The following is a 20,526-nucleotide window of genomic DNA, read 5'->3' as shown; positions in this document are numbered from 1 at the left end:
TTATCCTTGAGGCGACAACCATCACATAAGGATATCTTTATGTCAACATACGGAATGCAGGCGAACGCGTCGTGGCGGGAGTTTGGTGCGATGGTCATCCCGATCGACAATGTGACGGCGGCGGTCATCGTCGCCGCTGCGCCGTGCCTACACCACCACGTCCCGATATACCCTTACCTCGCCATCCTGGCCGCGGATGCGCCAGTCCTGCCCGTCCCGGCCCTCGACATGGCATGGCCCGAGCGGCACCTTGCCACCGCCTTCCGGCAGGTCCAGCACATAGACCGGATTGCAGATGCCCGACAGGCGGGCGCGCAGCGCGCCGGCCAGCGCCTGTCCCTGCGCAATCGTGGTGCGCCTGTGCGCCATGCCGCGCGCGAGGTCGCCATGGTGCAGGTAATAGGGTTTGACGCCGAGCCGGTACATCAGTTCGCGGCAGAGTTCCTCCAGCACCTCGACCGTGTCGTTGACGCCCTTGAGCAGGACACTCTGGTTGAGCAGCACGAAGCCTGCCTGGCGCATGACGCGGCAGGCCAATTCGGTGGCCGGCGTGATCTCCCGCCCATGGTTGAAATGGGTGACGATTGTGACCATCAGCCGGCCCTGCAAGGCGCCAACCAGCCCCGGCGTGATGCGCGCGGGCAGTACGACAGGCACGCGCGTGTGGATACGCAGCAGCCTGACATGCGCGATCGTCTCGATGCGGGCGCGGATTTCAGCCAGCGCCTTGTCCGGCAGCGAAAGCGGATCGCCGCCGGTCAGGATCACTTCGCGGATTTCGGTATGGCCTTCGATATAGGCAAAAGCTTCTTCGAGCGCTTCTCGCGTATAGCCGCGGCCGATCGAGGTCAGGGATTCCTTGCGGAAGCAGAAACGGCAATAGACCGCGCATTGGTAGGTCGCAAACAACAGCACCCGGTCGGCGTGGCGGTGCGTCAGTCGCGGCACCGGACTGAAGGCATGGTCGGCAATCGGATCGTCGAGCTCGCCTTCCGTTTCCGTCAGCTCATCCGGCGATGGAATGACCTGGGCGCGGATCGGATCGGCGGGATCGTTCCAGTCGATCAGGTCGAGATAGGTTTTGGGGGCACGCACCTTGTGGCGTACGGCCGCCTCCTGCGCCGCCGCGTGCTCGGCGGGTGACAGCGGCAGCGAGGCGAGATCGCGGACGTGGCGCACACCGGCGCGGATGTCGTCCTGCCACGCGGTGTCGGCGTCGCGTCCTTCGTCGGCTGTGGCCGCGTCATCGAAAGTTGAGTTTGGGATCATTGGGGCCTCGGGGCAATTCTGGCGGTGCTATCGGCCGGATGGATGGTTCGGTCAACAGCAGTGGCTCAGCGCGGATTGTCGCTGCGCTGCGGTCCTTCGCATCCCCCGACTATCGCCGTAATCGACCAGCGCAGCAATTTCAGGCAATCTGACCGATAAGGCGCTCCAAGGGGAGATGGGCGCCGCTTAGGGAGGACCGCGATGAGCAAAATGCCGCGCTATGAGGATGCCGTTCAGCGCTTTCGCATCGAAGATGAGATCGCCCGGTCGTATGGCAACCCTGGAACCGGCATCAATGCCTATGTCGAATGCTGCGGCCGCTACACCGGACAAAACCGGCTGGCGCTGCGCGCGATCTCGGCCGGCGGTGAGCTTCGCGAATTCAGCTTCGACGATCTCGCCGACATGTCGGGGCGCGCCGCCAATGTGCTCAAGACCGCCGGCGTCGGTGCCGGCGATGTCGTCGCCGGCATGCTGCCGCGCGTCCCCGAACTGGTGGCGCTGATCCTCGGGACGTGGCGCATCGGCGCGGTCTACCAGCCGCTGTTCACCGCCTTCGGTCCGAAAGCCATCGAGCACCGCCTCGGCTATAGCGGCGCCAGGATCGTGGTGACCAACCCGGCCAATCGCGGTAAGCTCGACGAGGTCCAGAGATCAGCGCAAATCGCCACCATTCTTGGCAATGGCGATGTGCTACCTGCAGGCGACATCGATTTCCGCGCCGCGCTTGGCACCGCGTCGCCCGACTGCCAGCCGGTGATGCGCAAGGGCGACGACTTGTTCATGATGATGTCGACGTCGGGAACGACCGGCCTGCCCAAGGGCGTGCCGGTGCCGCTTCGCGCCCTGCTCGCCTTCGGCGCCTATATGCGCGACGCGATCGGCTTGCTGCCCGACGACATCTTCTGGAACATCGCGGACCCCGGCTGGGCCTACGGCCTCTATTACGCCATCACCGGCCCGTTGCAGCTGGGCATCGCCACGACCTTCTATGAAGGCGCCTTCAACGCCAAGAGCACTTACGACATCATCGAGCGGCTCGGCGTCACCAGCCTTGCCGGCTCGCCGACCGCCTATCGCCTGCTGATGGCGGAAGGCGCGGAAGCTGCGGCCCGTGTCAAAGGCAGACTGCGCGTGGTGAGTAGCGCCGGCGAGCCGCTCAACCCGGAAGTCATCCGCTGGTTCGACGCAAATCTCGCCGCGCCCATTCACGACCATTACGGCCAGACCGAGAACGGCATGATGGTCAACAACCATCATGGGCTCTCGCATGTCGTGCGCGCGGGCTCGGCCGGCTTCGCAATGCCCGGATATCGCATGGTGGTATTGGACGAGGCCGGCAACGAGCTCGGCCCCAACCAGCCCGGCATCCTCGCCGTAGATATCGCGAAGTCGCCGCTGCGCTGGTTTGACGGCTATCACCAGGCGCAAACGCCGGCGATCACGGGCGGCTACTACCGCACCGGCGATACGGTGGAGTACGAGCCGGACGGTTCGGTCTCCTTCATCGGCCGCGCCGACGATGTCATCACTTCGGCCGGCTATCGCATCGGCCCGTTCGACGTCGAAAGCGCACTGATCGAGCATCCGGCGGTCAACGAGGCGGCCGTGGTCGGCGTGCCCGATCCGCAGCGCACCGAGATCGTCAAGGCCTTCGTCGTGCTGGCGCCGGCCTACAAGGGCAATTCGGAGCTCGCCGAAGAGCTTGCCCAGCACGTCAAGAAACGGCTGTCGGCGCACGCCTACCCGCGCGAGGTCGAGTTCATCACGGAACTGCCGAAGACCCCAAGCGGCAAGATCCAGCGCTTCCTGCTGAGGAAGGCGGAGGTGGAGAAGCGCAAGGCGTGATTAGGCGCCAATCTCCCCCCTCGAGGGGGAGATGTCGCCGAAGGCGACAGAGGGGGTCGTNGCGGGGATGGTCTTGGCGATGGCTGCGGCTAATCTCCCCCCTCGAGGGGGAGATGTCGCCGAAGGCGACAGAGGGGGTCGTTGCGCGTGAAGCGCTAACGTCGTCTCGCGCTGCAAAAGGAGTCAGCGCTTCACGCGCGGCGACCCCCTCTGGCCTGCCGGCCATCTCCCCCTCAAGGGGAGAGATCTGCAGCTCCAACGCCGTCTTTTTTCGGCCCAATGTTGTCATGTATCCTTGGAATCGAACGTAGAGCAGGGTTTATATCATGCGGTGGGTCTGGACGTTTCTGTTTGCGCTGGTGAGCAGCGTGGCTTTCGCGGCCTCGCCGGAGGACGACTATGTGGCCGCGCGTGACAAGGCGATTGCTGATATCGCGGCGCTGAACAGTGCGAACGCGGCAATCGAGACCATCGACGCTGAGAACGAGAAGGCGCTGGCCGACCTCCAGCAGCGTCTTGCCGGCATTATCGGGCCGTTGGCGGTCAAGGACTTTCCCCCAACCGGCACAATCAATATCGAAAGCCTCAGCGACTCCGATATCGGCTATGGCATGCTCGATGGACTGCGATACACCAAGGACGACGACGGGCCTAGCCTGGTGGCAACGACGCGAGGGCTGCTGGAGCGCTGGCTCCAGTCCAGAACCGCCGAGACCGACGAGAGTTTCAAACTGCCCGCCGGCATCGATGAGGCGCTTAAGCTCGATGCCTTCTACACCCAGGCGATCAACAGCGACGCCGCCTTCGAGGGAACGCTCGACTTTCCATTGAAGAAGCCTGAGGGCGCCGACATCGCCTTCGCACGGCTCGGCGGCTGGACGCAGGACGTCGGACCGATCTACGAGCAGGAAGTCGTCGTTACGCTCGTCAAAGGCAACAGCGTGAGAATTATCGCAGCGCCGGCAGCCCCTGCAGTTCCGAAGATCGCCGCCTGCGACGCAGTGTGGGCTGCAGCGGACGCCGCAGCGCAGAAATTCCAGGCGGCCTACCAGGCATCGGACCTGAAGGACGAAAAAGCGTTCGATTCCTCCAACGCCGCCTGGGACAAGGGCGACAGCGACTACCGGGCCTGCATGGCGCAGCGCCTGCCGGCTGACCCGGCTTTCCCGGCGCTGCTCGCCCAGGCGCAGGCGCTGGCCGATCAAATGGCTGGGAAGTAAGCCTCCCGCAAGGGCCCGCGCGGCAAGATCAGGCGGCTTGTTGCAATCTGAGGCGAATATGACTTCGCCGCTGGGTTGCAGAACGCTGCAACCTGGCGTCCTACTTTCGGACACTCATTCAGATTTCGGCTGGACCCTGGCAGCCAAAAGCTTACCGTTTGTTCTCGGATTCGTCTCGAAGCTCAAACTTAAGCTTTAGCTACTATGGTCGACCGAAGGACTACTGTCCTGGAAAGGTCTTCGGATCGAGTTGGCAGGTGCAATGCTCAATTCCGGCCGGTTGAAACGGGCCGTTTTTTCTTCCGCCAACTTGCCGGCGGCGATTGCCTTTGTCGTGCTTCTCGTCTGCGCCCTGGTTGCCGACCAGAGGAACAGAGAGGTCTCCGATCAGCTGGCGCGCGCCGACGTCCTGGCCAAGGTCAACATCATACGCGCCAAGCTCGAAGGCAACATAGGCGGCAATCTCCAGCTGGTTCAGGGTCTCGTTTCGACAATCGTTACCGAGCCCTTTATGGGCCAGCAAAGATTTGGGGCACTCGCCCGTAATTTGTTCGAGCAAAAATCGCAGTTGCGCGATATTGCCGGTGCGCCCGACCTCGTCATCGCGCTGATGTATCCGCTGGAAGGCAATGAAAAAGCCATCGGGCTGGACTACCGCAAGAGCGATACGCAACGCATGGCCGCGCTTCGCGCCCGTGACCAGCGCGCGCTGGTGCTCGCCGGGCCGGTCAAACTGGCGCAAGGCGGACGCGGCTTCATCGGCCGTATCCCGGTCTTCGTGCCGACGGCGGGTGGCGGCGACCGTTTCTGGGGTATCGTCTCGGCCGTGATCGATGTCGATCGGCTCTACGCTGCCAGCGGACTGACCGACCCTGATCTGGATATCGATGTGGCGCTTATCGGCAAGGATGCGCTCGGCGGCGGCGGGGAACTGTTCTTCGGCGGCGATAATGTCGTGTCCGGCAATCCGGTGATGGCAGAGGTGCAATTGCCTTCAGGCTCCTGGCAAATTTCAGCCATACCGAAGGGCGGCTGGCCGACCGCTCCGAAAAATGAGTGGCTGTTGCGTCTGCTCATGGCGCTTGCCGGCGCGCTGGTGGTGCTGCCGATCCTCGTGGCAGGACGTCTTTTCGGTGAGCGGCAGAAAAATGACGCCGAGTTGAGGCGCCTGTCCCGGCGGCTGGAGCTGGCGTTGGAAGCCTCTGCTATAGGCGTGTGGGAGCACGATACCGTCAGCAACGAACTCGTATGGGACGACCGCATCAACGAAATCTATGGCAAACCCTCAGGCGGCAAGTCCCGTAGCTATGACGACTGGGCCTTGGCGATTCATCCCGAAGACTTCGAACGGGCTAAAGCAGATTTCGATTCGGCTGTTGCAACACAAGGCCCCTACTCTTCGCAGTATCGGCTCCTGCGGCCGGACGGCACCATTCGCCATGTGCGCACCCGCGCCAGTTTCTTCCGGGACATCGACGGCACGCCAAAAATGATCGGCGCCGAATGGGATGTGACAGGCGACGTGCTGCTCAACGAGAATCTCGTGCGTGAACGTCGCCTTTCAGAATCGAAAAATGCCGAACTGAACCTGGCCAAAGCCCGCATCGAGCATGTCGCGATGCATGATTCGCTGACCGGTCTGCCCAACCGTCGGTATCTGGACGAGATGCTTGCCGAAAACCGCGAAGCCGACGGCCGTGCGGCGTTGCTGCATCTCGACCTTGACCGCTTCAAGCAGATCAACGACACGCTCGGCCATGCAGCGGGCGATGCTTTGCTGGTGCATGCTTCGAAAGTCATCAAGGCCAGCGTCGGCAGTGCCGATTTCGTTGCGCGCATCGGCGGCGACGAGTTTGTCGTGCTGAGCCATGGACGCGACGACAAGGAACTCGCCGCGCTGGCCGACCACATTATCGATGCGATGCGCCAGCCGGTCGACTATCTGGGTCACCAGTGCCGGTTCGGCGTCAGCATCGGCATTGCGGCCAATAGCGGCGTCGATGCAAGGCAGTTGCTTGTCAATGCCGATCTGGCGCTGTACCGGGCGAAAGGCCGCGGCCGCAACCGCTACGAGTTTTTCAACGAAGAGCTGCAGAGCGAGATCGTGCGGACCAAGCAGACCGCCGACGAGATTCTGGGCGGGCTCGAGCGGAACGAATTCATCGTCTACTATCAGCCGCAGTTCGACGCCAAGACGCTGGAGATCGTCGGCGTCGAGGCGCTGTCGCGTTGGGATCATCCGCAACGCGGCATGCTGACCCCCGACGCCTACATCAAGGTGGCTGAAGAACTTAATGTCGTGGCGCTTATCGACCGCACCGTCCTGGAGCAGGCGCTCGATAATTTTGAGCGTTGGTCGCGCAGCCACCTCAACATCCCGCGCGTCTCGGTCAACGTTTCCGCCAGGCGCCTGGAAGACAGGGATCTGATCAAGGGTTTGCGCAAGCTTCCCATCAAGGAAGGGACCGTGTCGTTCGAACTGGTGGAGTCGATTTTCCTCGACGAAAACGACGAGCTGGTCAGCTGGAACATCGAACACATCAAGGGGCTCGGCATCGACGTCGAGATCGACGATTTCGGCACCGGGCATGCCTCGATCGTCTCGCTGTTGAAGTTGCGGCCCCGTCGCCTCAAGATCGACCGCCAGCTGGTCACCCCCATCACCAGCTCAACCGCACAGCGGCAGCTTGTGTCATCCATCATCGACATCGGCAAGTCGCTCGGGATCGAAGTGATCGCCGAGGGCGTCGAGACGATGGAGCACGCGCGCATCCTGAAAGAGCTTGGCTGCGACATCTTGCAAGGCTTCCTGTTCGGCTACCCGATGGACGCCAAAGCCTTCAAGGCCTTCGCGCAGTCGCGCAAATGGCTGGCGGCGAGCTGACAAATCCTGGCTTTGCTCGACGCAAATGCGGACGCAGGACCTGCGTCAGGTCCGCAGCCCCGGCGCCTCGTGCCCGGTCCTCTCCACATATTCGGTATAGCCGCCGCCATAGGTGTGGATGCCTTCGGGCGTCAGTTCCAGCACGCGGTTGGAGAGTGCGGCCAGGAAATGGCGGTCGTGCGAGACGAACAGCATGGTGCCTTCGTACTGCGACAGCGCCGTGATCAGCATCTCCTTGGTCGCGATGTCGAGGTGGTTGGTCGGCTCGTCGAGCACCAGAAGATTGGGCGGGTCGAACAGCATCAACGCCATCACCAGGCGCGCCTTTTCGCCGCCCGACAGCACCCGGCATTTCTTCTCGATCTCGTCGCCGGAAAAGCCGAAGCAGCCGGCGAGTGCCCTGAGCGGCGCCTGGCCGGCTTGCGGAAACGCGTCCTCCAGCGTCTGGAACACGGTGCGTTCGCCCTCCAGCACCTCCATGGCGTGCTGGGCGAAATAGCCCATTTTCACGCTCGGCCCCCGCGCGACCGTGCCGGTGTCGGGATCGGAAGCGCCTGCCACCAGCTTCAGCAGCGTTGACTTGCCGGCGCCGTTGACGCCCATGATGCACCAGCGCTCGCGGCGGCGGACCTGGAAATCCAGCCCCTCATAGATCGAGCGACTGCCATATCCCTTGTGGACGTTCTTCAGCGTCACGACATCCTCGCCGCAGCGCGGCGCCGGCTGAAAATCGAAATTCACGATCTGGCGGCGCTTGGGCGGCTCGACACGATCGATCTTGTCGAGCTTCTTCACCCGGCTCTGCACCTGGGCGGCGTGTGACGCCCGCGCCTTGAAGCGCTCGATAAAAGCGATCTCCTTGGCCAGCATGGCCTGCTGGCGCTCGAACTGCGCCTGCTGCTGCTTGTCGGCGATCGCCCGCTGCTGCTGGTAGAATTCGTAATTGCCGGAATAGGCGGTGAGCGAACCGGCGTCGATCTCGACCACCTTGTTGACGATGCGGTTCATGAACTCGCGGTCGTGCGAGGTCATCAGCAGCGCGCCCTCATAACCCTTCAGGAACTGCTCCAGCCAGATCAGGCTTTCGAGATCGAGATGGTTCGACGGTTCGTCGAGCAGCATGACGTCGGGCCGCATCAACAGGATGCGGGCGAGCGCCACGCGCATCTTCCAGCCGCCGGACAGTTTGCCGACGTCGCCATCCATCATCTCCTGGGAAAAGCCGAGGCCGTCGAGCACTTCGCGGGCGCGGCCATCGAGCGCATAGCCGTCGAGCTCCTCGAAACGATGCTGCGCCTCGCCGTACTTCTCGATGATCTCGTCCATCCGGTCGGCCTGCTCGGGATCGGCCATGGCCGCCTCGAGTTCGGCCATTTCGGCCGCCACGTCGCTGACCGGCCCGGCGCCGTTCATCACTTCGGCCACAGCACTATGGCCCGCCATGTCGCCGACATCCTGGCTGAAATAGCCGATGGTGACGCCGCGATCGACCTGCACCTGGCCCTCGTCGGGCTGCTCCTGGCCGGTGATCATGCGAAACAGCGTCGTCTTGCCGGCGCCGTTCGGGCCGACAAGGCCGACCTTCTCGCCCTTCTGTAGCGAGGCCGAGGCCTCGATGAAGACAAGCTGGCGGCCGTTCTGCTTGCTGATGCTTTCAAGACGGATCATGAGGCGGTCCGGGGGAGTTGGTGCAAAGTTGAGGGATTTGCCCGGGGCCATACGCGAATGAGCGCAAGGAGGAAAGAGGCAGAAGCGCCACAGATGGTGGCGAGGACCCGTCATCGCGCCCGAAACAAAAATCCAGCGATTGTCGAAAACCGCCCTCGCGGAACGACATTGGCACGGCGGCCTGCATGGCCCCCAAACAGCGACACCAACAGGCAGGAATATGACGATGGCCAAGATGCTCGTGATCTACAAAACCCCGGCTGATCCGGAGGCGTTCGACCGGCACTATTTCGAGGTTCATGTGCCGCTGGCCAAGAAGCTTCCCGGCCTGCGGCGCTACGACATCAGCAGGCGGCCCATCATCAAGCGCTCGGCGGGCGAGATTCCGTATCTGGTCGGGACACTCTATTTCGACAGCCTCGCCGATATGCAGAGCGCATTTGCCACCGAAATCGGCATTGCCTGCGCCGCTGACCGGCGTATACTCGCCCCAGGAGACGATGACTTGACGATGCTGCTGTTCGACGTCGACGAAGTGTGAATCTTAGCCGATCTCGGAGTGGAACGAAGGAGCCGCGCCGAAGCGGACGACGTTACTTCGCGTCGTGGAAGATGATCCCCACCGTATGCCGCCGTCCCGAGCGCAGGCGGCTGACGCCGTGCCGGAGATTGACGCGGTAGTGCCCTTTCGTACCTTGCACCGGGCGATTGTGGACAGCAAAGATCACTGCATCGCCCCGGGTCAGCGGCACCACTTCGGCACGGCTTTGCATGCGCGGGCGCTGCTCGGTCAGCACGAATTCGCCGCCGGTGAAATCCTCGCCCGGCTGCGACAACAGGATCGCGACCTGCAGGGGAAAAGCGAGGTCGCCATAGAGATCCTGATGGAGGCAGTTGAAGTCGCCGGGGCCATATTGGAGGAGAAGCGGCGTCGGCCGCGTTTGGCCGCTTTCGTGGCAAAGCTGGAGGAAGGCGGCGTGGTCATCGGGATAGCGCTGTGCCACGCCCATGCGTTCGTTCCAGTCGTTGGCGACGCCGGCCAGCCTCGGATAGAGCGCGGTGCGCAGGCCACCGACCAGATCCGGCAGCGGATAGCGGAAATAGCGGTACTCGCCCTTGCCGAAGCCATGGCGGGCCATCACCACATGGCTGCGGAAATGGTCCTCATGCGGATAGAGACCGGCGATCTCAGTGCACTCCTCGGGTGAAAGCAGCGCCGGCATGACGGTGCTGCCGTGGCTGTTCAGTTCGCCGATCAGAGCACTCCAGTCCTGCGCTGCGATGCGCGCTTCGGCCGAATGGGCTGCGCGTTTGGTGCTTATCGAATGGATGGTCATGGATGCCTCCTTTGCTTGCGGTCAAAGTGGGGCGAACGAGGCGCCTGGGCCACCCGATTCCTGCGATGAACATTGTCATCTGCTGCCGGCAGCGATTAACTGTGTACATGCATCTTTCGATCGAACCGCTAAATGGCGTCAAGGGGCTTCCTCTCGGATCGTCTAAGGCGACTGTCAGATCCTTCTTTTCAGGAGAGCTCAAGGTCTTCCGGCGGAGCCCAACCAGCGTTCCGGCCGACTATTGGCCGGACCTTGGAGTATTCGCCTATTACAAGGCCGATGGCGCACTCGAAGCGCTAGAATTCACCTCGCCTGCGATCTTGGAACTGGGTGGCGCGTCGCTGTTTCCGATTTCCATGGAGGTTGCGCTGAGGTTCTTGAGACAAACCGACCCCCATGTGAAGGTCGAGATCGATAGCGCGATTTCGAATGCTCTCGGCATCAGCATCTGGACAGCCATAGGAAAAGAAGCGGACTCCCAGGTGGAAACACTTTTGCTGTTTGGAGCCGGCTACTACGGCTGATCCTTCCGGGCGATATCCACTGCAGATCGACTGCGTATCGATCGCATCAGATCGGATCGGCACCCTTGCGGCGATACGCCTCCAACTCAGGGTCCAGATCGACCCTCACCGCGTTTGTGAACAGGCAGGTCGCCACCATGATGCCGGCGAAGGCGACGAGGTTGACCAGCAGCGTGTCGTCATAGCGAGCCTTCAGCGCTGCCCAGATGTCGTTCGGAATGACATTGGCATCGGCGGCGACTGCCTTGCCAAATTCGATCAGCAACGCCTCGTCGGAGGTTGGCTGGATTGCCTCGGGATCAAGGCCACCATCGATCAGCGCGCGGCGGAAGAAGGTAAGCGGTATCTCGGCGCGGCATCTCTCGGAGATCGCCAGCGACAACAGCCAGACAGCGCGGTCGTCGAGTGCGGGCTTGAGCAGATCGCGCAGGGTGAACCATTCGGCATAGATGCGGTGGGCCGCCGGTGAATGCAGCAGGATGCGCTTCATGTTGGTCATGCGTCCGCGCAGGCCAAGCTCCCTGTCGTGCTCGGCGCGGATGTCTTGCGATGCCGAGGCGTAGTCGATCGGCGGGATCATGGCCATGGGACGGTCCTTGGTTGGTGGCAGCGAGGCATTCTGCGAAGCCCTCACCCAAGCGTCGTATGCAATTGCGGCGCGGCGCGCAGCGTGTTGGACACCGTGCAGATCGCTTCGGCGTCCTCGACGATCCGCTGCTTGGTCGCAGCGTCGAGATCGCCTGAGATGTCGAGCCTGATGTTGAGCCTTTCGACGCGCGACGGCTCGTCCTTGGCCTTCTCGCCGCTGACCTCGGCGCGCACCTCGCCAAGCGCGGCGGCAACCCCGAGGCGGGAGGCGGCGATGCGCGCACTCAGCACCATGCAGGCGGCGAGCGAGGCGTAGAGCAGGTCGAGCGGATTGAAGCCCGGCGCGCTGACGCCGGTGACGACATCGACTGCACCGCCGGTCGGAGTGGTGATGGAAGGCAAGCCGCCGGGCTGCAGCGTCGCCGTCGCGCCGGTGACGCGGGTTCTGACCTTCAACTCAGCCATCGCAAATCCTTCTGGCCGGCAGTCCGGCAAAGGGGTAAGGATCGCCCGTGGCGTGTCCTGTCCCGCTATATGGTATGTCCTGGGCCGATACCGCAACCTCCGCAGAAGCGGCACCCTGTCAGCAATCTTCACCACGCCCGTTCCCTCTCCGCCCTGCCCTGCGGTAGGCTCGCGCGATCCGCAACAGGATCGCGAGAGCCATGATCGTCCAGGCCTGCATCAATGGCGCGCGCGCCGCCGATTTTCACCCCACACTGCCGCTCGACTCCGACGCTATGGCGCGCGACGGGGCGGCTTCGATTGCCGCGGGCGCAGCTGAGCTGCATGTCCATGCCCGCAGCGCGGACCGCCGCGAGAGCCTTGCGCCGGCAGCGATGGACCTGACGATCGCAGGGCTGCGCCGTGCCTGCCCTGGTACGCTGATCGGCGTCTCCACCGGCGCCTGGATAGAGAATGACGATACAAGCACGCTGGTCGCCATCGCCGGCTGGCGCGAATTGCCGGACTATGCCTCGGTCAATCTCAGCGAGGCGGCGGCACCCATCGTCATGGAGAGCCTGCGCCAGCGCGGCATCGGCATCGGCATCGAGGCGGGTCTGNGGTCTGGCGTCGGTCGCCGACGCCGAGCGGCTGGTCGGCCTCGACCATGGCGGGCGCGTGCTGCGCGTGCTGATCGAGATTTCCGAGCAGACGCTAGACGAGGCTTTTGCGGTCGCCGACGGCATCGAACAGGTCCTGGAGCGCGCCGGCATTTGCCGTGCCATCCTGCTGCATGGCGAGAACGCGACGGTGTGGCCGTTCGTGCGCCGTGCCGCGGATCGCGACTGGTCGACGCGCGTCGGGCTGGAGGATGGGAAGCATCTGCCGGATGGCACGGTTGCGGCCGGCAATGCCGCGCTGACGGCGGCAGCGGTGGCGATCTTCCAGGCCGGGCGATAGCGCATACAAGCAGCGCGCCAAGGCATCGCCGAGACGATGGCGATCGCAAGGCCCGGGCCGCGAAAGTCGGTGAAAGCTATTCAAATTTTATGTATTAATTAAACCGGCAGTTAATCGTCGCATCAACGATCTCATCTGTGTTAATATTCTCCGGCATCGGGGACATTTTTTAATGAACGTCATTCCGGATAATGATCACGCTGCGCCGCGTCGGATTCAACAATATACATCGATACAGACCCTGCGGGGGCTAGCAGCCCTAATGGTTGTTATCTATCATCTTCCGGCCGCACTAGGCGTGCTCGATTTGCCTATTCCCATTCTAAACAGCGGCGTCGACCTGTTTTTCGTCATCAGCGGTTTTGTCATGGTTCTCTCGACGGAGAACAGACATCGCGACCACCGTGCTTTTTTGATGCAGCGGTTCACGCGCGTCGTTCCGTTCTATTGGGTCATGACCTTCCTCATGGTCGCCGCACTTTGGCTGTTTGCCGGTCGTGGAGTGTCCTTTGAGCAGATTACCAATAGCCTGCTTTTCGTGCCCTATCTCGATACGGCCACAGGCTATGTCCAGCCAGTGCTTGGCGTGGGTTGGACGCTCAATCTGGAAATCCTGTTTTACATTCTGTTCGCGGCGACTATGGGTTTTGGTGCGCTGACGCAAATGGCCACGATTGGCGTTGTCTTTGCAATCGCCGTAGCCGCACGCATTATCTTCAAACCCGCCGCCGACACTGTGCTGTTTTTCTATACCACGCCAATCCTGTTTGAGTTCCTTGCCGGCATGGCTGTCGGCCATCTGGTCGGCAGACTGCTGCGTTTGCCCGCTTTCCTGGGTGCCTCGGCTGTCGGGTTCGCTATTGTGTCCACACTGGTGATGGTACTTGGCTTCAACTTGCCGCGAACCCTTGCTCAAGGTATCCCGGCGCTGATCCTTGTCGCGGGTTGCATCAGCCTGGAGAGCTACTTCCGACTTTTTGCTCCTCGCGTGCTGGCAAGGCTGGGAGATGCTTCCTACTCTCTCTATCTGACCCATCCTATCGTGCTGCTCGCGATCGCTCCTGTCGTTGCAACCGCCAATGTGTCACCATGGCTTGCAGGCATAGCTATTGTCACCGCCTGCATCGCCGTGTCCCTGGCGAGTTATAGTTTTATTGAAAGGCCGCTTCTGGCCATGTCGCGAATGAGCCTCTCCGCTTATCAGGTGAAGGCGTGAGTTGCGGCTACGCCGCAACTTGGTCGGCCTGTTATGCGGGTGCGTTGCTCACTACGACCTCGCGTCGCGTTCAAGCGACCACGGCGGCGGCAAGATCGTCTTCGCACTCCGTCGCCTAGTGCTGTCGCGCACATCCTCGACTGCCCCAAAATGCGCAGCGGTTTTGGGACGACATGCATCCTGTCTTGCCCGAACGCACACGGAAGGGACACAGAGGGATGACATAGCTCTTGCTGCTGTAAAAAATTCCCCATAAGGTATTTTTCATATCCGAAAGAAAATCCGATCGTTTCTTTCCCTTTATGAAAGGCTTGCCTTTGCGTGAGCATCTCGATCAAACCGATCGACGGCTGGTAAAGCTGTTGTCGCAGGATGCCCAGCCCGGCATCAACCGGCTCGCCGAGACGATGGCGATCTCGGTGCCGACGGTGCGCTCAAGGTTGCGCAATCTGCTCGACCGCAACCTCTTGAAGATCGTCGGGCTGCTCAATCTGACCGAACGCCCCGAGTTGATCTCGGCCATTGTCGGCATCAACGCTCAGGGACGTGGCCGCGCCCGGGAACTGGCGCAGCGCATTGCCGAACTGCCTTTCGTCAACTCGGCCTCGGTGGTTACCGGGCGCTTCGACATCATCGTCGACGTGACCGTCGCCGGCGATGTCGCCGACCTCTACCGCATCACCAGCGAACTGATTCCGGGCGCCGGCATTCCCGGCGAAGTCGTGCGCAGCGAAACCTTCGTCGTCATGGCTTCATGCAACAAATGGGTCAGCCTTCCCGAAGGCTGCTGGTCGGAAGAAACACCGTCACGCAAGGAGCCGGCATGAGAATAGCTGTTCTCGGCGGCCTCGGCCTGCAGGGACGGGCGGCCATCGCCGATCTCGTCGCCAGCGCCGGCGTCGAGGAAGTCGTCTGCGTCGATACGTCGGCCGACGGCCCTGCCCGGCTTGCCGGGCTGACCGACCTTTCCCGCGTGCGTTTCGTCGTGCCCGAGGGCCCCATCGGCCCGGCACTTGCCACCGTGCTGGCGGATGTCGACGCCGCCATCGATCTGTTGCCACAGCCATTGATGCGCGAGGCGGTGCAGGCCGCGATCGCAACGCGCACGCCGCTGGTCACCACCAATTACGGCAAGGCGATTGCCGATCTGGCGGCGGAGGCTGAACAGGCCGGCGTTTCGATCATGACCGAATGCGGGCTCGATCCCGGCATCGACCTCGTGCTCTACGCGCGCGCCGCAAAGCAGTTCTCTACGATTTCTTCGATCGATTCCTATTGCGGCGGCATCCCCGAACCGAAGGCGATGGCCAAGCCGCTCTGCTACAAGGTGAGCTGGAATTTCGACATGGTTCTGGTCAGCCAGAATCGCGACAGCGTGATGATCGAGCATGGCAAGCGCGTCGAAGTGCCGGCCGGCCGACAGCACGACAATGCCTTCATCCACGAGATCGAGGTCGCGGGCCTCGGCCGGCTGGAAGCTTTCCCCAATGGCGACGCGCTGCACTATGTCGAGATGCTGGCGGCCGCCAAGGGATTGCAACGCTCGGGCCGCTATACACTGCGCTGGCCGGGATGGTCGGCGTTCTGGGCGCCGCTGAAGGAACTCGGCTTCCTCTCCGAAGACAAGGTGCCCGGCACCGGCGCCAGCCCCCGCGAATTTCTCGGCCGGCTGCTCGGCCCGCAATTGCAGTATGGCGCTGACGAGAAGGACCTTTGCGTGATGCGCAATGTCTTTTCCGGTCTCGAGGGCGGTCGCGCCAAAACGGTGACATCGGACCTGATCATCGAACGCGACCTGGCATCCGGCCTGTTCGGCATGAGCCTCGGGGTCGGCTATCCCGCCAGCATCGTGGCGCAGATGCTGGCGCGGCGCGAGATCGCCACACCTGGCCTGCTCAACCCGCTGCTGCATGTGCCGGACGAACCCTTCTTTGACGATCTGGCGAGGCGTGGCATCAAGGTGACCGAAACGGTGGCCTGGGACTGACGATTTTCGAACGGTGGCTGCCGCCGGCAAACGGTGCCGCCGCTCAAAAAACACCCAAAAGGGTGGAATAACAAAGTGGAACAACAACGATAACAGGAGGAATGCCAAAATGAAGATTGCCAGACTTTTTATCGCCGGACTTGCGCTTGCGGGGCTCGCCACGGCGGCCAGTGCCGGAACGCTCGACGAGATCACCAAGCGCGGCGAACTGCGCGTCGCGGTACAGACGCAAGGACCTCCCTTCTCGCTGGTCGGCGCGGCCGGCGAGCGCACCGGCAGTTCGGTCGAACTCGCCGAGCTGATGGCCAAGGAAATGGGCGTCAAGATCACCTTCCTCGACTATGACTGGGACGGGCTGATCCCGGCGCTGCTTTCGGGCAAGGCCGACCTGCTCGTCGCCGACATGACGCCGACGCTGGCGCGCGGCATGAAGGTCGCCTTCACCACACCTTACATGTATACGGGCAGCACCGTCTTCACCAAGGCCGACAGCAAGTTCAAGACAACCGAGGACTGCAAGGCCAAGGGCACCAAGATCGCCGTGCTGTTGGGCGCCACCGGCGAAAAGGAAGCCAAGAACGCCTTCCCGGATGCCGACATCAAGAGCTACAAGGGCGGCGGCCCGCTGCTGCTCGACGCGGTCAACAACGGCCAAGCCGATTGCGGCGTCAACGACGTCTCGGCGGTCAAGGGTCAGTCGACAGCCTATCCCGCCGGCACCTTCACCATCATGCCGGACCTGTTGTCGAAGGAGCCGCTTGCCTTCGCCACCCGCTACGACGAGCCGGACCTGTTGATCTGGATGAACCTGTTCCTCAACCAGGTCAGCATCGACGGCCGCTTGCAGAAGAACCTCGACTACTGGGTCAATTCCGACGCCTGGAAGAAGGATCACTAAGCAGAGGTAAGCAGGGAGTAGTGAGTAGGAAGTAGTGAATGGTGAATGGTGAATGGCCATTCCGGACGCCCTTCACTGCTCACCACTCACTACTGCCCATTCACCATTCACAATTCACCGCCATGCTCGAAAATTTCAGCTTCCGCACCATCGTCGAATATCTGCCGCTGTTCGGGCAGGGTCTGATCACGACCGTGTGGCTGTCGGCGCTGTCTTTTGCGGGCGCGCTGGCCGTCGGCATCGTGCTCGCCGCCATGAACCTGCAGCGCGGCCAGCTGTTTCGCGTGCTGGCCAAGGGCTATATCGATGCCGTGCGCGCCACGCCGTTGCTGGCGCAGCTCTACTTCCTCTATTTCGGCCTGCCGCGTCTCGGCTTCGTCCTGCCCGAGCTCGTCGTCGGCATCATTGCTTTGTCGCTGAACAGCGGCGCCTATGTCGCGGAAATCATCCGCGCCGGCATCCTGTCGATCCCGCGCGGCCAGGTCGAGGCCGGGGTTGCCTCGGGAATGACCTATGTCCAGCGCATGCGCCTGGTCATCCTGCCGCAAGCCTTCAAGGTGACGATCCCGCCGCTGCTCGGCCAGGCGATCGTGCTGGTCAAGGATTCCGCGCTTTTGTCGCTGATCTCGGTTTCCGAACTGACGCGCGCCGGCCAGTTGCTGGCGTCCGACCGCTTCATGCCGGCGGAAGGCTTTCTCACCATCGCCGCCTTCTATCTGCTGCTCTATTACGGCCTCAAAGGACTGGCGGGGCTGTCCAGTCGCTGGCTCGGTCTGCAGCCGGCAAGGAGCAGCACATGATCTGGCAACAGCTGCAAAGCCTGGCCGGCAGCTACCCCCTCGCCTTGCGCGGCCTCGGGATGACCGTGATGCTGTCGGCGATCAGCCTGGTGCTGGGCACGCTGCTTGGTTTCGGCCTCGGCATATTGCGCACCGGCGGCAACCGGCTGATCTCGAGCGTGGTCGGGGCCTGGGTCGACCTGATCCGCGGCACGCCGTTCCTGGTGCAGATCTTCCTGATCTTCTTCATCCTGCCGGAATTCGGCATCGAGCTCGATGCCTTCACCGCCGGCATCATCGCGCTCACCAACCTCGCCGCGTGCTTCATCTGCGAGATCGTCGCCGCCGGCATCCGCTCGGTGCCGACCGGCCAGGTTGAGGCAGCTCTGGCGTCTGGCCTGTCGCGCTGGCAACGCATGCGCCAGGTGGTGCTGCCGCAGGCGATGCGCATCGTGCTGCCGCCGCTGGTCGGGCAATATGTACTCTTGATCAAGGATTCCTCCGTCGTCTCGGCGATCGGGCTGACCGACCTCACCCGCGTCGGCTGGCTTGTGGTGCAGCGTGTGCCCAACGGCCTGCTGGTCTTCTTCCTGGTCGGCGTCGGCTATTTCGTCGTCTGCTATCCGCTGATCATGCTCGCCCGCCGGTTGGAGCGACGCATGGGCGCGGCGCATGGCGAGGTGCAGCTGTGACATCGAACCCCAAAGGGCTGACCGCCATGACCAATCCGAGCCCGACCAAACCAAACCTGACCAAAACGGGCATGATCGACTTTCGCGGCGTCAACAAATGGTTCGGCTCGCTCAATGTGCTGAAGGACATCACGCTCAGCGTCGAGCCGCGCGAAGTGGTCGTCGTCTGCGGCCCAAGTGGTTCGGGCAAGTCGACGCTGATCCGCTGCATCAACGGCCTGGAAGCGATCAAGGATGGCGACCTCGTCGTCGACGGCCAGCGCCTCGGCGACCCCGCCACCAACATGACGCAGTTGCGCACCGAGATCGGCTTCGTCTTCCAGTCATTCAACCTCTACCCGCACAAGACGGCGCTGGAAAACGTCACGCTGGCGCCGATCCATGTGCGCAAGATCCCCCGCGCCGAGGCCGAGCAGGCCGGGCGCGACTTGCTGGCCAAGGTCGGCCTCGCTGACAAGGTCAATGCATACCCGTCACAGTTGTCCGGCGGCCAGCAGCAGCGTGTGGCCATCGCACGCTGCCTCGGCATGCGGCCCAAGATCATGCTGTTCGACGAGCCGACCTCCGCGCTCGATCCCGAGATGATCTCCGAAGTGCTCGACGTCATGGTCGCGGTGGCCGAGGAAGGCATGACCATGATGGTGGTGACGCACGAAATGGGCTTTGCCCGCAAGGTGGCGCAGCGCGTGGTGTTCATGGACGCCGGCGCCATCGTCGAAAGCGGCACGCCGGAGGCGTTTTTCTCCGACCCGAAGACCGACCGCAGCCGGGCTTTTCTAAGCAAGATTCTAAGGCATTAGAGTTTAGCCAAAGCCGGTCGTCCGAAAGGCCGCGGGGCAGGAACTGTCGACGCACAGCGCCAAACAACGAGCCGCCGGTAGAGTGGATCGGCTACGTTTAGGTCTCCGGCTACGCCTCTGGGAACTTCCACGTGCCGTCCATAACCTCCGCGCGTGGTCGATAGAGCCGTACCATCCAGTTCCAGCCGGGCCACCATCGGCTGTACGGTCAAGCCACCGGCGCCGCGCCGCGCCGCTCGAGCGCGGTCCTGCGGATGATTTCCGCGATTTCCGGGCTGCTGCTGCACAGCATCTGGAAATCCGCCGCATGCAGCGACAGGAGTGAGACAGAAGTTGCGGCACTGACGGTCGCCATACGCGGTTCGCCGCTGATCAGCGCCATCTCGCCGAAGAAGGCGCCAGGGCCAAGCTCCACCGGGTTCGGCGTCGCGACGCTGACGCGGCCTTCCACGACGAAGAACATCCGATCGCCGGTCTCGCCGCTGCGGCAGATCACGGCGCCCGCCGGCACCGTGCGAGGTCTTAACGCGCGCACGATCTCGACCAGCGTGGCCGGGCCAAGCTTCTGAAACAACGGAACGCCGGCAATCAATTGCCAATTGCGGACGAAATCCTCGCGACGGACTTCTTGATAAAAGCCGGAGGCAAGAATGCCGGCCCAGAGCCCGAAGATGCCGATGCCACACATCATGACAGCCCCGGCAAGGACGCGGCCGGCGAAGCTTTGCGGAATGTCGTCGCCATAGCCGGTAGTGGACAGCGTGACCACCGCCCACCACATTGTCTCGGGGATGCTGCCGAACTTTTCCGGTTGGACGTCGCGCTCGATGACATAGGCCGCAAGTGCGACACCGAACAGAACCAGGCCGAAGACCGTGGTGACGCCGACCAGGTTGCGCGCTTCGTTGGCCAGAACCCTGCCAAGCAGCGGGAAGAACGTCGAGTCGCGCAGCGGCTTCAGCAGCCAGACAGCACAGTAGAGGCTGCGGTCGGGCGTGCCGTCGAGCAGGAATGCGGCGAGTGGAACCAAAACCGCGAGCACATCGATTGCGATTGCCGGCGTCCTGTCCCGAAGGTCTCCCGCCCAGCGCTTGAGCAGGGTCTCGGCCATCTGCAGAAGATAGGCGGCCCAAATGACAGCGAGCACGGCAGCCAGAGCCAGTCTGCTTCGTCCGGACATGTTCGGCATCGTGAGCGCAGCCACCGCCAGAAGCCCAGGCGCAGCCAGCACCGCATTTAGCGGTGCGTAGATTCTCAGAAAAGGCAGTACCGACATTCTATCCCACCAGCGGCCACTGTGCTCCAGAATAGAGGCCTTCCGGGCAAGCGCAAAGGGTGCTTTCCGATCGCAAGATCAGGTCACGCCAACGCCTGTCGGGCGCCGCTATCGGCGCTCCAGGGTCGCACCGCAG

At 62.7% G+C, this 20,526-nt stretch carries 18 protein-coding genes and 1 pseudogene; 13 read left to right on the top strand and 6 right to left on the bottom strand.

Annotated elements, in window-relative coordinates; genetic code table 11:
- Positions 1-147: 147 nt before the first annotated feature.
- Positions 148-1,269 (bottom strand): KamA family radical SAM protein, encoded by a 1,122-nt coding sequence (locus X726_RS152995; RefSeq protein ID WP_031214985.1) that lies wholly within the window; start codon positions 1,267-1,269, stop codon positions 148-150.
- Between the two features lie 201 nt (positions 1,270-1,470).
- On the opposite strand from X726_RS152995, the gene X726_RS153000 reads away from it, so the two are divergent.
- The 3 genes from X726_RS153000 (at position 1,471) to X726_RS153010 (ending at position 7,221) form a co-directional block, all read left to right on the top strand.
- Positions 1,471-3,117, top strand: a complete 1,647-nt coding sequence (locus tag X726_RS153000; protein WP_023670334.1) for an acyl-CoA synthetase — start codon at positions 1,471-1,473, stop codon at positions 3,115-3,117.
- Between the two features lie 326 nt (positions 3,118-3,443).
- A complete protein-coding gene (locus tag X726_RS153005; protein WP_023670333.1) occupies positions 3,444-4,337 on the top strand; it encodes a hypothetical protein in 894 nt (297 codons plus the stop codon).
- Positions 4,338-4,599: 262 nt separating this feature from the next.
- Positions 4,600-7,221, top strand: coding sequence for an EAL domain-containing protein (locus tag X726_RS153010; protein ID WP_031214984.1), 2,622 nt, complete (start codon positions 4,600-4,602; stop codon positions 7,219-7,221).
- A 45-nt stretch (positions 7,222-7,266) separates the two neighbouring features.
- On the opposite strand, the gene X726_RS153015 is transcribed toward X726_RS153010, so the two are convergent.
- Positions 7,267-8,889 carry an ABC-F family ATP-binding cassette domain-containing protein gene (locus tag X726_RS153015; protein WP_023670331.1) on the bottom strand — a complete coding sequence of 541 codons (1,623 nt, stop codon included), beginning with the start codon at positions 8,887-8,889 and terminating at the stop codon, positions 7,267-7,269.
- A gap of 220 nt (positions 8,890-9,109) precedes the next feature.
- Between X726_RS153015 and X726_RS153020 the strand changes: the two genes are divergently transcribed.
- Positions 9,110-9,430, top strand: a complete 321-nt coding sequence (locus tag X726_RS153020; protein WP_245272119.1) for an EthD family reductase — start codon at positions 9,110-9,112, stop codon at positions 9,428-9,430.
- A gap of 52 nt (positions 9,431-9,482) precedes the next feature.
- On the opposite strand, the gene X726_RS153025 is transcribed toward X726_RS153020, so the two are convergent.
- Positions 9,483-10,226 (bottom strand): 2OG-Fe(II) oxygenase, encoded by a 744-nt coding sequence (locus X726_RS153025; protein ID WP_023670329.1) that lies wholly within the window; start codon positions 10,224-10,226, stop codon positions 9,483-9,485.
- A gap of 65 nt (positions 10,227-10,291) precedes the next feature.
- Here X726_RS153025 and X726_RS0135290 point away from each other — a divergent pair, with 65 nt between their 5' ends.
- Positions 10,292-10,750 (top strand): hypothetical protein, encoded by a 459-nt coding sequence (locus X726_RS0135290; protein WP_156940649.1) that lies wholly within the window; start codon positions 10,292-10,294, stop codon positions 10,748-10,750.
- Between the two features lie 46 nt (positions 10,751-10,796).
- Here the strand turns inward: X726_RS0135290 and X726_RS153030 are convergent, their stop codons facing one another.
- On the bottom strand, positions 10,797-11,336 hold the full coding sequence (locus X726_RS153030) for a hypothetical protein (RefSeq protein ID WP_023670327.1): 540 nt from the start codon (positions 11,334-11,336) through the stop codon (positions 10,797-10,799).
- A 44-nt stretch (positions 11,337-11,380) separates the two neighbouring features.
- Positions 11,381-11,803: an OsmC family protein gene (locus X726_RS153035; protein WP_023670326.1), complete on the bottom strand. Its 423-nt coding sequence runs from the start codon at positions 11,801-11,803 to the stop codon at positions 11,381-11,383.
- Between the two features lie 200 nt (positions 11,804-12,003).
- Between X726_RS153035 and X726_RS01000000166985 the strand changes: the two are divergent.
- From X726_RS01000000166985 to X726_RS153070, 8 genes and pseudogenes are all read left to right on the top strand, one after another.
- Positions 12,004-12,742, top strand: a pseudogene (locus X726_RS01000000166985) (3-keto-5-aminohexanoate cleavage protein).
- Between the two features lie 172 nt (positions 12,743-12,914).
- Positions 12,915-13,958, top strand: coding sequence for an acyltransferase (locus tag X726_RS153040; RefSeq protein ID WP_084630758.1), 1,044 nt, complete (start codon positions 12,915-12,917; stop codon positions 13,956-13,958).
- Positions 13,959-14,275: 317 nt separating this feature from the next.
- Entirely contained in the window at positions 14,276-14,785 is a 510-nt protein-coding gene (locus X726_RS153045; RefSeq protein WP_023670324.1) for an Lrp/AsnC family transcriptional regulator, read from the top strand.
- A complete protein-coding gene (locus X726_RS153050) occupies positions 14,782-15,945 on the top strand; it encodes a saccharopine dehydrogenase family protein (protein ID WP_023670323.1) in 1,164 nt (387 codons plus the stop codon). The genes X726_RS153045 and X726_RS153050 overlap by 4 nt, the downstream gene beginning before the upstream one ends.
- Positions 15,946-16,054: 109 nt before the next feature.
- A complete protein-coding gene (locus X726_RS153055) occupies positions 16,055-16,843 on the top strand; it encodes an ABC transporter substrate-binding protein (RefSeq protein ID WP_023670322.1) in 789 nt (262 codons plus the stop codon).
- 122 nt (positions 16,844-16,965) lie between these two features.
- Positions 16,966-17,643, top strand: coding sequence for an amino acid ABC transporter permease (locus X726_RS153060; RefSeq protein ID WP_023670321.1), 678 nt, complete (start codon positions 16,966-16,968; stop codon positions 17,641-17,643).
- On the top strand, positions 17,640-18,314 hold the full coding sequence (locus X726_RS153065; RefSeq protein ID WP_023670320.1) for an amino acid ABC transporter permease: 675 nt from the start codon (positions 17,640-17,642) through the stop codon (positions 18,312-18,314). Before X726_RS153060 ends, X726_RS153065 begins: the two co-directional genes overlap by 4 nt.
- Positions 18,315-18,385: 71 nt before the next feature.
- On the top strand, positions 18,386-19,114 hold the full coding sequence (locus X726_RS153070; protein ID WP_023670319.1) for an amino acid ABC transporter ATP-binding protein: 729 nt from the start codon (positions 18,386-18,388) through the stop codon (positions 19,112-19,114).
- Positions 19,115-19,322: 208 nt separating this feature from the next.
- Here X726_RS153070 and X726_RS153075 read toward each other — a convergent pair whose 3' ends face one another.
- Positions 19,323-20,390, bottom strand: a complete 1,068-nt coding sequence (locus X726_RS153075; RefSeq protein ID WP_023670318.1) for a cyclic nucleotide-gated potassium channel — start codon at positions 20,388-20,390, stop codon at positions 19,323-19,325.
- Positions 20,391-20,526 lie beyond the last annotated feature (136 nt).

This window comes from Mesorhizobium sp. LSJC285A00 (assembly GCF_000503155.1).
Lineage (GTDB): Bacteria > Pseudomonadota > Alphaproteobacteria > Rhizobiales > Rhizobiaceae > Mesorhizobium.
This window is presented reverse-complemented; position numbering and strand designations above follow the sequence as displayed.

Bases quoted from the DNA above. Each gene is read 5' to 3' on its own strand.
- X726_RS152995 (WP_031214985.1), bottom strand. From the start codon at position 1,269: ATGATCCCAAACTCAACTTTCGATGACGCGGCCACAGCCGACGAAGGA.
- X726_RS153000 (WP_023670334.1), top strand. From the start codon at position 1,471: ATGAGCAAAATGCCGCGCTATGAGGATGCCGTTCAGCGCTTTCGCATC.
- X726_RS153005 (WP_023670333.1), top strand. From the start codon at position 3,444: ATGCGGTGGGTCTGGACGTTTCTGTTTGCGCTGGTGAGCAGCGTGGCT.
- X726_RS153010 (WP_031214984.1), top strand. From the start codon at position 4,600: ATGCTCAATTCCGGCCGGTTGAAACGGGCCGTTTTTTCTTCCGCCAAC.
- X726_RS153015 (WP_023670331.1), bottom strand. From the start codon at position 8,889: ATGATCCGTCTTGAAAGCATCAGCAAGCAGAACGGCCGCCAGCTTGTC.
- X726_RS153020 (WP_245272119.1), top strand. From the start codon at position 9,110: ATGACGATGGCCAAGATGCTCGTGATCTACAAAACCCCGGCTGATCCG.
- X726_RS153025 (WP_023670329.1), bottom strand. From the start codon at position 10,226: ATGACCATCCATTCGATAAGCACCAAACGCGCAGCCCATTCGGCCGAA.
- X726_RS0135290 (WP_156940649.1), top strand. From the start codon at position 10,292: ATGAACATTGTCATCTGCTGCCGGCAGCGATTAACTGTGTACATGCAT.
- X726_RS153030 (WP_023670327.1), bottom strand. From the start codon at position 11,336: ATGGCCATGATCCCGCCGATCGACTACGCCTCGGCATCGCAAGACATC.
- X726_RS153035 (WP_023670326.1), bottom strand. From the start codon at position 11,803: ATGGCTGAGTTGAAGGTCAGAACCCGCGTCACCGGCGCGACGGCGACG.
- X726_RS153040 (WP_084630758.1), top strand. From the start codon at position 12,915: ATGAACGTCATTCCGGATAATGATCACGCTGCGCCGCGTCGGATTCAA.
- X726_RS153050 (WP_023670323.1), top strand. From the start codon at position 14,782: ATGAGAATAGCTGTTCTCGGCGGCCTCGGCCTGCAGGGACGGGCGGCC.
- X726_RS153055 (WP_023670322.1), top strand. From the start codon at position 16,055: ATGAAGATTGCCAGACTTTTTATCGCCGGACTTGCGCTTGCGGGGCTC.
- X726_RS153060 (WP_023670321.1), top strand. From the start codon at position 16,966: ATGCTCGAAAATTTCAGCTTCCGCACCATCGTCGAATATCTGCCGCTG.
- X726_RS153065 (WP_023670320.1), top strand. From the start codon at position 17,640: ATGATCTGGCAACAGCTGCAAAGCCTGGCCGGCAGCTACCCCCTCGCC.
- X726_RS153070 (WP_023670319.1), top strand. From the start codon at position 18,386: ATGATCGACTTTCGCGGCGTCAACAAATGGTTCGGCTCGCTCAATGTG.
- X726_RS153075 (WP_023670318.1), bottom strand. From the start codon at position 20,390: ATGTCGGTACTGCCTTTTCTGAGAATCTACGCACCGCTAAATGCGGTG.